Source organism: Apilactobacillus sp. EABW-1NA (assembly GCF_030398685.1).
Classification (GTDB): Bacteria; Bacillota; Bacilli; order Lactobacillales; family Lactobacillaceae; genus Apilactobacillus; species Apilactobacillus waqarii.
This window is the reverse complement of the sequence record NZ_JAPDKO010000002.1, coordinates 104,273-117,982: the sequence shown is the minus strand read 5'-3', so window position 1 is coordinate 117,982 and position 13,710 is coordinate 104,273. Positions and strand designations below refer to the sequence as shown.

General features: G+C 34.8%; 13 protein-coding genes. 12 read left to right on the top strand and 1 reads right to left on the bottom strand.

The genetic code is table 11. The features are described from left to right. The first annotated feature begins 82 nt into the window (after positions 1 to 82). The 3 genes from OEZ61_RS01010 to trmB all read left to right on the top strand — a co-directional run bounded on the left by OEZ61_RS01010 (position 83) and on the right by trmB (position 2,796). Positions 83 to 820 carry an ABC transporter ATP-binding protein gene (locus OEZ61_RS01010; RefSeq protein WP_057197748.1) on the top strand — a complete coding sequence of 246 codons (738 nt, stop codon included), beginning with the start codon at positions 83 to 85 and terminating at the stop codon, positions 818 to 820. Further along, positions 813 to 2,024, top strand: a complete 1,212-nt coding sequence (locus OEZ61_RS01005) for an ABC transporter permease (protein ID WP_290046661.1) — start codon at positions 813 to 815, stop codon at positions 2,022 to 2,024. The genes OEZ61_RS01010 and OEZ61_RS01005 overlap by 8 nt, the downstream gene beginning before the upstream one ends. Positions 2,025 to 2,145: 121 nt before the next feature. After that, the gene (gene trmB, locus OEZ61_RS01000; RefSeq protein WP_034531218.1) at positions 2,146 to 2,796 is read left to right on the top strand and encodes a tRNA (guanosine(46)-N7)-methyltransferase TrmB; all 651 of its coding nucleotides are present in this window, start codon (positions 2,146 to 2,148) and stop codon (positions 2,794 to 2,796) included. On the opposite strand, the gene OEZ61_RS00995 is transcribed toward trmB, so the two are convergent. After that, a complete protein-coding gene (locus OEZ61_RS00995) occupies positions 2,797 to 2,931 on the bottom strand; it encodes a hypothetical protein (RefSeq protein WP_257719911.1) in 135 nt (44 codons plus the stop codon). A gap of 288 nt (positions 2,932 to 3,219) precedes the next feature. Here OEZ61_RS00995 and OEZ61_RS00990 point away from each other — a divergent pair, with 288 nt between their 5' ends. The 9 genes from OEZ61_RS00990 to nrdR all read left to right on the top strand — a co-directional run bounded on the left by OEZ61_RS00990 (position 3,220) and on the right by nrdR (position 13,701). Next, positions 3,220 to 3,537, top strand: a complete 318-nt coding sequence (locus tag OEZ61_RS00990) for a thioredoxin family protein (protein ID WP_034531217.1) — start codon at positions 3,220 to 3,222, stop codon at positions 3,535 to 3,537. Positions 3,538 to 3,564: 27 nt separating this feature from the next. After that, positions 3,565 to 4,209: a YtpR family tRNA-binding protein gene (gene ytpR / locus OEZ61_RS00985; protein ID WP_041152222.1), complete on the top strand. Its 645-nt coding sequence runs from the start codon at positions 3,565 to 3,567 to the stop codon at positions 4,207 to 4,209. A 64-nt stretch (positions 4,210 to 4,273) separates the two neighbouring features. Further along, a complete protein-coding gene (locus tag OEZ61_RS00980; protein WP_041152223.1) occupies positions 4,274 to 6,853 on the top strand; it encodes a DNA translocase FtsK in 2,580 nt (859 codons plus the stop codon). Between the two features lie 69 nt (positions 6,854 to 6,922). Further along, the gene (gene murC, locus OEZ61_RS00975) at positions 6,923 to 8,254 is read left to right on the top strand and encodes a UDP-N-acetylmuramate--L-alanine ligase (RefSeq protein WP_034531212.1); all 1,332 of its coding nucleotides are present in this window, start codon (positions 6,923 to 6,925) and stop codon (positions 8,252 to 8,254) included. A 71-nt stretch (positions 8,255 to 8,325) separates the two neighbouring features. Continuing rightward, a complete protein-coding gene (locus tag OEZ61_RS00970) occupies positions 8,326 to 9,021 on the top strand; it encodes a Bax inhibitor-1/YccA family protein (RefSeq protein WP_052471456.1) in 696 nt (231 codons plus the stop codon). Between the two features lie 106 nt (positions 9,022 to 9,127). Further along, positions 9,128 to 11,776 carry a DNA polymerase I gene (polA, locus tag OEZ61_RS00965; protein ID WP_290046655.1) on the top strand — a complete coding sequence of 883 codons (2,649 nt, stop codon included), beginning with the start codon at positions 9,128 to 9,130 and terminating at the stop codon, positions 11,774 to 11,776. Positions 11,777 to 11,796: 20 nt separating this feature from the next. After that, positions 11,797 to 12,630 carry a bifunctional DNA-formamidopyrimidine glycosylase/DNA-(apurinic or apyrimidinic site) lyase gene (gene mutM / locus OEZ61_RS00960; RefSeq protein ID WP_057197753.1) on the top strand — a complete coding sequence of 278 codons (834 nt, stop codon included), beginning with the start codon at positions 11,797 to 11,799 and terminating at the stop codon, positions 12,628 to 12,630. A gap of 1 nt (position 12,631) precedes the next feature. Then, positions 12,632 to 13,216: a dephospho-CoA kinase gene (gene coaE, locus OEZ61_RS00955; RefSeq protein WP_057197755.1), complete on the top strand. Its 585-nt coding sequence runs from the start codon at positions 12,632 to 12,634 to the stop codon at positions 13,214 to 13,216. A gap of 14 nt (positions 13,217 to 13,230) precedes the next feature. Continuing rightward, on the top strand, positions 13,231 to 13,701 hold the full coding sequence (nrdR, locus tag OEZ61_RS00950; protein WP_034531205.1) for a transcriptional regulator NrdR: 471 nt from the start codon (positions 13,231 to 13,233) through the stop codon (positions 13,699 to 13,701). Positions 13,702 to 13,710 lie beyond the last annotated feature (9 nt).

Below are 13,710 nucleotides of genomic sequence, written 5' to 3'. Positions count from 1 at the left end.
TTATATACATATTAACATAAATTAAGCTTAAAGGAACTTGTGATATAATTGACGTTAATAAATTTCATAGGGGTGATATTCCGTGTCATTAAAAGTGGATAATTTAGTGGGTGGATACTCACGAATTCCAGTACTAAAAGATGTATCATTTGACGTAAAAGACGGCGAATTAGTCGGATTAATCGGTTTAAATGGTGCAGGGAAGTCAACCACAATTAATCATGTCATTGGATTGTTAAGACCATTTTCTGGATCAATTAAGATTAATGGAATCGCAATGCAAGATGATATCGAAGAATATAAGAAACAAATTGCATATATCCCGGAATTTCCGGTTTTATATAAAGAACTAACCTTAAAAGAACATATTGAAACTACCATTAAGGCTTATGACCTAGACGAACAAGCTGCATGGAAAGATGCTAATAAGATGCTAAAGATGTTTCGACTAGAAAATAAACTTGAATGGTTCCCAATCAATTTCTCAAAGGGAATGCGTCAAAAGGTGATGATTCTTTGTGCGTTTATCACAAATGCCAAATTATTTGTTATTGATGAACCATTCTTAGGTTTGGACCCGGTCGCAGTAAATGACTTGCTTAACCTAATTGAAGAACAAAAGAAAAAGGGTAGCAGCATTTTAATGTCTACCCATGTACTAGATACAGCTGAAAGATTTTGTGATCGTTTTGTTTTGATTCACAATGGGCAAATCAGAACAGAAGGAAACATTGAAAAACTACAAGATGAATTTGGTAGCAAAGATAGTTCCTTAAATGATATTTATTTGAAGCTTGCAAAGGAAGAAGCTAATGAATAGTCTTTTTAATCAGCGTTTGCAAGCCCATTTCACGCAAATGTCCAAGTATTTAAGATATGTATTTAATGATTTCTTTGTGATTGCGTTAATGTTTATCATTGGTGGGATTGGATATCAATACGCGATGTTTATTAAACATCTTCAAGCCGGACAATGGTGGGAAAAACTAGTCTTAGTGGTTCTTTTATTAGTTGTTATTCAATTAAATAATTTGGTTACTTTTGTAAAAAGAGCCGACTTCGTGTTCTGGTTACCAAAGGAAAAAGAATTCTTTGCCTTTCTACGCAGTGGCTTAAGATACTCGAAGTCTATAGCAGTCATTGTCCAAATTGTGGCATGGTTTATCATGATTCCATTTATTGAAAAGACAATGGTGACTATTAACATTGCTTTGACTTTGATGTTTTTAGTAATCTTGGTCGTTTTAAAGATGATGATTTTAAACTTTCAAATGACTGATAACTACCATCACAACGGCAATTTTTTGAATAATAAAATATTCTACCGTGTGATTATTCCATTGGTGGTTGTTGTTTTAGCTACTTATTTTAATGTTTATGTGGGTGTGATAATTGGCATTGTGGTGTTGATTTTGTCTCATTTATTAGTTGCTAAACTCAAACAACAAAGCATTAATTGGCAAGTGGTGATTGAAAAGACGGAAAGTCATGAAAACAGCCTTAATCGATTCTTTAACATGTTTACCGATGTTGAAAACATGCAAGGAGCGGTTAAGAGACGCAGCTATCTTGATTCAATGTTTAAAATATTCAATAATGACGTTTATTCAGTCCTATATTCAAGAGGAATAGTTAGAGATAAGGAAATTAGTGGTTTATTGACACGAGTTTCTATTCTTGGCGCAATCATCATTGGAGCAATTAAACTAGACTGGATGGCAATTTTAATTGCAATGCTATTTATGTATTTGATTGTGTTTCAACTGATTCCATACTTTACTAACTTCGAGGATAATGTCTTTACATCCTTGTATCCAATTAACTTTGATCTACAAGTAAAGTCGTTTACCAACGTGATTGGCAAGATAATGATTTTAGTTATTATCGTATTGATGATTGGTTCAATCTTCATGTTTAATTTATTAGGGTCATTAATGTTATTCTTGGCGTTAGTTATTGAATGGATTTTATTGATTAAAATATATGTACCAAAGAAAATAAAAAAAGCCAGTTCAAATTATTGATGTTGCTTGACGTAGCTATTAAAAAGCCAGTAAAATAGGTAACAGAATAAAAATAGAACATTTGGCAGATTTAATTAGTCAAAACCTTGGTTTTGGCTATTTTTTATGAGGAGGATAATTCGTGAGAGTTAGAAATAAGCCATGGGCAGACGGTTATATCAAAGATAACCAAAAATATATTGTGACTGATCCTGAAAACTGGATTGGCAAATGGTCACAACGTTTTGAAAAAGAACAACCAATTCATATTGAAATTGGAACAGGAAAGGGTCAATTCATCGTTGAAATGGCCAAAAAGCATCCTGAAGTTAACTTCTTAGGTATCGAAATCCAAAAGACAGTTATCGCAATTGCCTTGAAGAAGGTTGTTGAAGCTGATTTACCAAACCTACAATTGGTTCATACCGATGGTGCAGGTGTAGATACATTCTTTGGTAAACATGAAATTGATACAGTTTATTTAAACTTCTCAGATCCATGGCCAAAGAAGCGTCATGCTAAAAGAAGACTTACTTCACCAACATTCTTGGATAGTTACAAGACAATTCTAAAGGAAGACGCTCCTGTCGTTTTCAAGACTGATAACCGTGGCTTATTTGAATACTCTGTAATTACTTTCAATAATTACGGAATGTACTTCGACTTATTATCACTTGATTTACACAATAGTGAATACATGGAAGATAATGTTGAAACTGAATATGAACACAAGTTTAGTAGCAAAGGTCCAATCTACAAGATTGTTGCTTACTTCAACAAAAAAGAAGACTAATTAATAGTCTTCTTGAAGTTCGTTAATCCATTTGAATTGATAGTTAGAATTAATTTCGAAGTATCGTTCAATTATTTCATCGTTTTCTAAAACGTTGATAGCACCAACGTAATCTTTATTGTTATTCTTTTTCATAACCCAGCTACCGTAAACTTTGCTTTTGTTTAAAGTATTTTTTGCATGAGTTATTTGTAGGTTAATTTTTTTAATATGTTTTTCTTGCTTAATCTTTTTAGCAACTAAAACACTAGTGCCGATAACTCCAATGGCAAGGGTTGAAACGATTGCATCTTTAGACTTAATGATATATCACATCCTTTTTATATAGGATACATTATATTACATTCAAATTTATAATCAAACTGCATCGAAAATAGCAAGAAATAAGTTATAATAAAGAAAAAATAATTGGAGTGAATAAACATGGAACAATTACCAACAATGAACTTAGATGAATTAAAGAAGACGGTTAGCGATGGCAAGTACATGCTATTCTTCTCAGCTGACTGGTGCCCAGATTGCTCATTTATCAAGCCAGCAATGCCAGAAATTGAAGCAGAATACCCAGATTACAAATTTATCGCAGTTGATCGTGACCAAAACATTGATTTAGCTGCTGACTTAGCAATCTTTGGTATTCCAAGCTTTGTTGCATTCGAAAACGGTGAAGAAATTGGCCGTTACGTAAACAAAGACAGAAAAACAAAGAAACAAGTAGAAGAATTTATCGATTCTCTATAATAATTAATATGTGGAAGGTAAGATTTAATGTTAATTGCAAGTTATAACCCAAAACAAACTGGTGACATTTTAGTTGTCATCTTGGATGAAGACGCTAAAGAACAAAAGGTAGAACAAATTGGTAATGTTGTCAGAATTTCCGATTCAGAAAATGACCACGTTACTGGTTTTAACTTTACTAACGCTTCTGAAGTACTACCACGTCTAGAAGACATAAACGGTGAAGTTACCTTAACTCAAGAAGATTTAGACGCCTTAAATAAATCATTATCAGATAATGGAATTAAGGACACTATTGAAATGGATACTGATCCAAAGTTTGTTGTGGGATATGTAAAATCTGTTAAAGAACATCCTAAGTCTGACCACCTAAAGATTACTGAAACTGAAATTAATGATGGTAAGACACTACAAATCGTTAGTGGTTCTCCAAACATGCAAGAAGACATTAAGGTTGTTGTAGCTAAAGTTGGTGCAATGATGCCTGATGGTCTAATTATTTGGCCTGGTGAATTGAAGGGTGAAGAAAGTAACGGGATGATTTGTTCAGGTCGTGAACTATTAATTCCAAATGCACCACAAAGACCAGGTGCTTTGATTCTACCTAACGATTACCAAGAAGTTGGAGAAGCTTTTGACTTTGATAAAGCTGACACATTATTTTCAAAATAAGTAAGTGATAGGGGATTTAAAATCCCCGCTATACATAAATTTTTAGATTAAGGATGACGCTTGAATGGAACACTATGACGGACCTGCTTTTTACCGTAAATATAACGTTTTAGGTAAAAACAATGAATTAAAACATAATAATAAGTCTAATAAAAGTGAATCCCGAACTAATAGAGATGCAACTGTAAGACAAAATGATGATTCTGAAGATTATCTTCTACTTAACAGAGATAATCCAATTGCTAAAAGAGCAGCAGCCTTTAAACCTAGTCATAATTCAACTAGTGGCTCAAAAGTTCAATTCTACCAAAATGAAACTTCTAGCAAATTCAGAAAAATCATGAATCAACTTGATCGTCACAATGAAGAATTAATTGGAATGACAAGTGATGATACTGGAGCTATTGATTTAGATCGAGAAGAAATTAACACTTCTGAAGACGAATCAATCGCAACTAGTCAAGCTGATGCAGTTGATAAACAATCAATCGAACAATTTAATGACATAGAAGCAGAACCATACTCAACACCATACATTGATAGAAGTAAGGCTGCTGAAAGTGAAGCGGAAGCTCAAGAAGCAGTTGTGGCTGACAGTGAACCCGTTTCTGTAAGCAACACTGTTGCTGATGGAGCTGAGACTTCAAGTAACGAAGTTCCACAAAGTGCAGAACAAAGCAGTTCATCCAATCACTCTTCGTTTGATAAGTTCATGGGGATGGTAAATCATGATGTTTACGATCACCCTGATAACCTAGAGTCAGAATCAGAAAACGATGTTGAAGATGATACTCAGACTAATGATTATTACGATGATGAACCTATTAGTGATAGTTACGCTAATTCGGATAGTGACGACATCGTCTCTTCACATGATGATGTAAATAATTCATCGGTTGATGGAGATACTACTCAATATGTTTCATCTGATTATGATGCTTCAAGCAACGAAGAAGAACGTGCCGAAATTGATGAAACGACAACTGAAACAAGTGGTAATGATGATAATGAACATGTTGAAGAACCACAAGAACAAAAGAGAAATATCGAAAATCATGGATTAGGACATTCTTTAGCATCAATCTTGAACCAAGAGCAAAACGTGCAAAAAGACTTATCCATCTTTAATGATCGTCCAGTAGCGCAATCTAACGAGTCAGAAGAAGATGACACTTCTGAGGAAGAATATCATCATGATGAAAGTGTTTCTGCTGATTACGATGATAAGGGCTACCAATTCCCATCTATGAATTTATTGGAACCATCAGATGAATTTGAAGATGATTCAATGGATGATTGGATTGAAAATCAAGCTGAAATCTTGGATGAAACACTCCGTGCTTTTAATGTGGATGCAAACGTTGTTGATTGGACCAATGGACCAACAGTTACACAATTCCAAATTAAGCTTCAACTTGGGGTTAAAGTAAGTAAGATTACTAACCTAACGGATGACTTGAAACTAGCATTAGCTGCTAAGGACATCAGAATCGAAGCACCAATTCCTGGAAAGACAACTGTAGGTATTGAAATTCCAAATCCAAAGCCAAGACCAGTTAGATTATCCGAAGTATTGGATACACCACAGTTTGAAAAGACAGACAAACCACTTACTGTTGCTTTAGGGGTCGACCTAACAGGTAAACCTCAAATGACAGACTTGAGTAAGATGCCTCATGGTCTAATTGCCGGGGCAACTGGTTCAGGGAAGAGTGTGTTCTTAAATAGTTTATTAATTTCACTACTATACAAGGCAACTCCTGCACAATTAAAGATGATTTTAATTGATCCAAAGGCCGTGGAAATGGCTCCTTATGATAAATTGCCACACTTGCTTTCACCAGTTATATCAGATCCAAAACAAGCCTCTGCAGCTTTGAAATGGTCTGTTAAGGAAATGGATGAAAGATATGAAAAACTTGCTGCAGCAGGGGCAAGAAACATCGAACAATTCAATCAAATGGCTGAACAAGCTGGTGAATATACCAAGAAGATGCCTTACATTTTGATTGTAATCGATGAGTTGGCCGACTTGATGATGGTCGCTTCTAACGAAGTGCAAGACTACATCGTAAGAATTACACAAAAGGCCAGAGCGGCAGGTATTCATTTGATTGTTGCCACTCAAAGACCTAGTGTTGATATTATTACTGGTACAATCAAGAATAATATTCCAACTCGTGTTGCCTTTATGGTATCCAGTCAAGTTGATTCGAGAACGATTATCGATACTGCTGGTGCCGAAAGATTACTTGGAAAAGGTGATATGTTGTACTTAGGAAATGGGGCAAGTCAATCTGCTCGTTTACAAGGTACATTTGTTACTAACGATGAAATCGAACGAGTAACCGATGAAGTTAGAAAACAAGGTGAACCTAAGTATGCTTTCCAACCTGATTCATTGTTGAAGAGCGTAAACCAAGTCGAACAACAAGACGAATTGATGCCAGATGTTTTGGAATATATTTCCAATGAAGAAACAGTATCGACATCAAAACTACAAAGAGTCTTCTCAATTGGATACAATCGAGCTGCCAGTTTGATTGATGAGTTAGAGAAGCATAATTATGTATCAGGTCAACATGGTTCTAAACCGAGAGATGTATATTTAACAGAAAGTGATTACAAAAAGTTAAATATTTAAAAAAGGGGCGCCATATCAGCTCAAATCTGATATTATAAGATTAATGAGAGATAAAAGGAGCATTTAATTATGGATGCAAAGAAAATATATCACTTTGTCGGTGTTAAAGGTACAGGAATGTCGGCAATGGCAAGAATCCTTAAAGATAGAGGATACGAAGTACAAGGTTCAGACATTGATAAATACACATTTACTCAAGTTGGTCTAGAACAAGCAGGAATTAAAGTACTTCCTTTTAACGTAGATAACATTAAAGAAGGTTTAACTGTAATTGCAGGTAACTCATTTACAGATGATCAACCTGAAATCAAAAAAGCAAGAGAAATGGGACTACCAGTATTTAGATACCATGAGTTTCTAGGTGAAATGATTAAAGGACACACTAGTATTGGTGTTTGTGGTGCCCATGGTAAGACAAGTACTACCGGTCTATTAGCTCACGTATTATCAGGAATTGCACCTACTGATTACCTTATCGGTGATGGTACGGGTAAAGGTGTTCCAAATGCTAGATTCTTTGCATACGAAGCTGATGAATACCGTCGTCACTTCTTAGCAACTAGTCCAGATTATGCAATCATGACTAACATTGACTTTGATCACCCTGATTACTACACAGGAATCGAAGATGTTAAGAGTGCATTCCAAACATTCGCTAACCAAACAAAGAAAGGTATCTTTGCTTGGGGTGACGATGAAAACCTAAGAGACATTAAAGCCGATGTGCCAATCTATTACTACGGTACTAGAGAAGATGATGATTTTAGAGCTGTTAACGTTGTTAAGAGCACTTCAGGTTCAGAATTTGATGTTGAATACAAGGGTAAGAAACTAGGTCATTTCCAAATTCACTTATACGGTGAACATAACGTATTGAACGCACTAGCAGTTATCGCTGTTTCATACTTCGAACACGATAACCTAGATGAAGTTCAACGTGAATTAGAAACTTTCAAGGGTGTTAAGAGACGTTTTGCACAAAGAAAAGTTGCTGACATGACTATTATTGATGACTATGCTCATCATCCTTCAGAAATTGACGCAACCATTGATGCTGCAAGACAAGAATATCCAAACAAGAAGATTATTGCGGTATTCCAACCACACACATTCAGTCGTACAATCGCTTATTTAGATGATTTCGCTAAGAGTCTAAACAAGGCAGATGACGTTTACATCACTAAGATTTACAGTTCGCCACGTGAAAAATCTGGTAAGATTTCAAGTGCTGACTTAGCAAACAAGATTACTAAGAATGGTGGATTAATCGAAGCCGAAAACATGTCACCATTACTTGAATATCATGATGCTGTTGTCGTATTCATGGGTGCAGGAGATATTCAAAAGTACGAAAGAATCTACGAAAACTTGTTGAATGATGTAACAAATAACATGAATTAAACACTTGTAGTTTCTTACGATTCTGGTAGAATACTTCTAACACATCGTAAACAAGGAGGTTTATGGATTTTATGAATAACTATGATCAAGCTGGACGTCGTTTAGTAAATGACGCTTTCGGGATGAACAGATTTTTAACTAAAACATATGGATGGATGACTCTTTCAGTATTAATTTCTGGAATTGTTGCTTATTTAATGGGTGGAATGTATCACGCTAGTTTTAGCTATGGAGCAACTATCGTAGGCTTCATTCTATGGTTTGTGTTAGCTTTTGCTACTCAATCAGTTGCTATGCGTAATGCATTCGCTGGATTTATTTTGTTAGTGGTCTTCTCAGCATTAACAGGTGGATTATTCTCATATGTATTTATGTTTTACAGTCCAACTGCAATTGCTGAAGCATTCTTCACTACTACCATTGATTTCGCCATTATGGCAATTATTGGTGTTACTACTAAGAAGAGCTTAGATAAGATTGGAACTCAAGCAATGGCTGCCTTTATTGCATTGCTTGTTGTAAGTATCATTAATATTTTCTTACACAATCCATTATTTGACCTATTCATTTCATTTATTGCTGTTATTATCTTTACAGCATTTACTGCTTATGACAGTCAAAAAATTAAGGAAGCGTTTAACGAATATGGTTCTGAAGTATCAGAAAATGGTTTAGCCATTAATGGTGCGATGATTTTATACATGGACTTTATTAACCTATTCTTAAACTTACTAAGTATTTTTGGAATTGGTGACAATAACAGATAATAAAAAAGATGGTGTTTATACAACACCATCTTTTTTATTTTTTATATAATATACTGTGCGTGCATGTTAAAATTAAGTTATCGAAGAAAACGGTAAGGAGAATTATATGTCTGATAAGAGATTATTATTAATCGATGGAAATAGTATTACTTATAAAGCCTTCTTTGCTTTAATTAAATTAGTAGATCGTTTTACTAATAACGAAGGGGTACATACTAACGCAATTTATGGTTTCAATAACATGCTAAATATCATGTTAGATAAAGTGAAACCTACTCACGTTCTGGTAGCCTTTGATGCCGGAAAAACTACATTTAGAACAGAAATGTACTCTGATTACAAGGCTGGTAGAGACAAGACTCCTGAAGAATTAGTTGAACAATTCGACTATGTAAAAGAACTTCTAAAAAATCGTGGTATTAAATATTACCAATTAAATAATTACGAAGCAGATGACATTATCGGTACACTTTCAAAACAAGCTGATGGTTTAGGATTCGATACAACCATTGTCACTGGAGATAATGATTTAACTCAACTATGTTCAGATAAGACAACTGTATCTATTTCTAACCGTGGTGTTTCAGGTGTTGTTAGATACGATACTGACTATGTTAAAGAAACAATGGGAATTACGCCCGAACAAATTATTGATTGGAAAGCCTTGAAAGGTGATTCATCTGACAATTATTCTGGTGTTACCGGTGTCGGTGACAAGACATCCCTAAAATTAGTTAAACAATTTGGCAGCGTCGAAAACCTTTACGATCATCTTGATGAAGTTTCTGGCAAGAAACTAAAGGAACACCTAATTGAAGATAAGGACGAGGCTTTCCTAGCCAAAAAGTTAGCTAGAATCAATCGTGAAGCACCAATCGAAATTTCAATTGATGATTTAGAATACGAAGGAGATCATCTAGATGATTTAATCGCGTTCTATCGTCAAATGAACTTTAGAAAATTCCTTAGTGAAATGAACACAACTCAAAATACCAATATGAAGGATATTGAATACATTGAAGTTAGCGATGATACTTTGTCTGAACTTGCTAAACAAGACAGTTCCAAGGTGACATTTTACATTGGCATGGATGGTGACAACTATCATGATGCTCCATTCATCGGATTTGCTCTAAAGATTAACGATAAGATTTATGTATCAAACGATGTTGAATATCTAAAGAATAATCAGATTAAACAAATCATTGAAAGCAATGATGTTAAAAAAGATGTGTTTGATGCTAAAAGAACCTACGTTGGTTTAAATCGTTTAGGCATTACATTAAACAACGTCGATTTTGATTTATTACTATCTTCATACCTGTTGGACACAAACGACAATAGTAATGATTTAGGTAAAGTTGCTAATCGTCATGATTATTTTGATGTTCAATCAGATGATGATGTATATGGTAAGGGTGCTAAGCGTGAAATTCCTGAAGGCGATAAGTTATTTAACCATTTCGCTAGAAAGTTAAATGCCATTGATGCATTAAAAGATAAGCTATTCGATGGTTTAAAGGAAAATAACCAATGGGACCTATATACTGATGTTGAATTACCATTAACATTTGTATTAGCTAGAATGGAAATTGCAGGTGTCGTAGTTGATAAAGATGTTCTAAACGAAATGCAAAGCAAACTTTCTGAACGTTTAGAAGAAATCAAACAAACTATCTATAACGATGCTGGTGAAGAATTCAATATTGCATCCCCTAAACAACTGGGTGTAATTCTATTTGAAAAATTACAACTACCCGTAATTAAGAAGACTAAGACAGGTTACTCAACTGCAGTGGGTGTGTTAGAACAACTTGCTCCTGACTATCCAATCGTTGAAGCAATCCTTGAATATCGTCAACTATCCAAGATTCTATCAACCTATGTTGAAGGATTACTATCCGATATTCACGGTGATGGCAAGGTTCATACTAGATACTTACAAACTCTTACCCAAACTGGAAGATTATCCTCAGTAGATCCTAACCTACAAAACATCCCAGTAAGAACTGAAGAAGGACGTAAAATCAGACAAGCATTCATACCTAGTCATGATAACTACCAAATCTTCTCATCCGATTATTCTCAAATTGAATTGAGAGTGCTTGCTTCTATTTCTGGTGACAAGAACATGCAAGATGAATTCATCCATAATGATGATATTCATGCATCAACCGCCAGAAGAATCTTTGGATTAAAGGATAACAGTGAAGTAACTCCTGAACTTCGTCGTCAAGCTAAGGCTGTTAACTTTGGAATTGTTTATGGAATTTCCGATTTTGGTTTAGCCAAGAATACTGGAATCAGTCGTAAAGATGCTAAGGAGTTCATCGAAAAGTACTTTGCTGAATATCCAGGTGTTAAGAAATACATGGATGAAAGTGTTGAAAACGCAAAGAAAAATGGTTATGTTGAAACTATCCTTCATCGTCGACGCTATCTACCAGACATCAATTCAAAGAACTTTAACCTAAGATCATTTGCAGAAAGAACAGCAATGAACTCACCAATCCAAGGTAGTGCCGCTGATATTATTAAGATTGCAATGATTAAGATGGAAAATGAATTAAGCAAACGTGGCATGAAAGCCAAAATGTTATTACAAGTGCATGATGAATTAATTTTTGAAGCACCTGATGAAGAAATTGAAGTATTAAGTGACTTAGTACCAAAGGTAATGGACTCAGCTGTTGAACTTAACGTTCCGCTAAATGTTAAGAGTCATTACGGTAAAAACTGGTACAGTTTGAAATAAATTAAGTGAGGTTTAATGATATGCCTGAATTACCTGAAGTAGAAACTGTTAGAAGAGGTCTTACTAACTTAGTGGAAAGTGCTAAGGTTAAGACAATTGATGTATTATATCCAAAAATGATTAATGTTAGTGCAAAGGAATTCAAGGATACTCTAGAAGGCCACACTATTAATCGTATTGATCGCCGTGGTAAATACCTATTATTCAGATTTGATAACGAAATGACTTTGGTATCACATCTAAGAATGGAAGGTAAGTATGACGTAGAACCTGATGGAACTGAACCAACTAAACATACTCATATTATTTTCCATATGGATGATGACCGTGAACTAAGATACAAAGATAGCCGTAAGTTTGGTCGTATGTACTTAGTTAAAAACGGTGACGAAAAGACTCTTTCTGGTTTAGGTACAATTGGTCCTGAACCAACCGATGAAACTCTAACATTTGATTACATGAAATCAATCATGAACAAGGCTAGAGGAAAGATTAAACCATTTTTACTAAACCAAAGTAATATTGCTGGATTAGGTAATATTTACTGTGACGAAGTTTTATGGTTGACCGAGATTCACCCTGAAACTCAAACTAACTTAATTACCGATGAGGAAATTGAAGAATTAAGAAAGAACATTATTGCAGAAATAAAAATGGCAATTAAGGGACATGGAACTACTGTTCACTCTTATTCAAATGCATATGGAGAAGCTGGATCATTCCAAAACCATCTACATGTGTATGGTAGAAAAGGTGAACCTTGTGAACGTTGTGATACCTTATTAGAAAAGATTAAGGTGGCTCAACGAGGCACAACATTCTGTCCTAACTGTCAAAGAAAAGTGGTTGAATAACATGACAAGAGTAATTGGTTTGACCGGTGGCATTGCCACCGGAAAATCAACTGTGTCTGAGTATCTAGCAAGTGTTGGATATGAAATCATTGACGCTGATAAAATTACTCACCAGGTTCAATCAAACGGCAGCAAGGGTCTAGAGGCTATTGCTGCCTTTTTTGGTAAAGATGTTATCAAAGAAGATGGTGAGTTAAATCGACAAAAATTGGGGTCAATCGTGTTTAACGACAAGTCTAAACTGATTGAATTAACCAGAATCATTGATCCATTCATTCGCAACGAAGTGATTAGAAGAATTGATGAGACCAAAAATGATGTAGTCATCCTGGATGCACCAACATTGTTTGAAAATGGTTATCACTTTATGTGTGATGACATTATCAGCGTTGTTTGTGACTTTGATGAACAGGAAAAGCGTTTGATGGAACGCGATTCTCTATCCAAAGAAGATGCAGATTCAAGAATTAAGAGCCAATGGCCTTTAAAAATTAAGGCAGAGTTGTCCACTTATGTGATCGATAGTAATGGAAGCATTATGCAAACACGCAATCAAGTGGTAAAATTGTTTAATAACATAGATTAATTGAGGTGAAACATATGCAATGTCCTCATTGCCACAAAAACTCTTCTAGAGTAGTTGACAGTCGTCCTGCTGAAAACGGCCAGGTAATTAGACGTCGACGTGAATGTGAAAATTGTAATTACAGATATACAACATTTGAAAGAATTGAACAAACACCATTATTAGTTATTAAGAACAACGGCAATCGTGAAGAATTTGACCACGAAAAGATTCTTCGTGGAATTATTCGTTCTGCTGAAAAACGTCCAGTACCAATGGATGCAATGACATCTATCGCGGATAAAGTTGAAAACCGTATCCGTTCTTTAGGTGAAAACGAAGTGTCAAGTCAACTAATTGGTGAATACGTGATGAAAGAACTAGTTAATGTCGATGAAATTGCTTATATTCGATTTGCAAGTGTTTATCGTCAATTTAAAGATATGACGGTCTTTTATAATGAACTAAAAGAGGTATTAGATAAGGACCAAAAAAATAAGAAATAGCGGGGAATT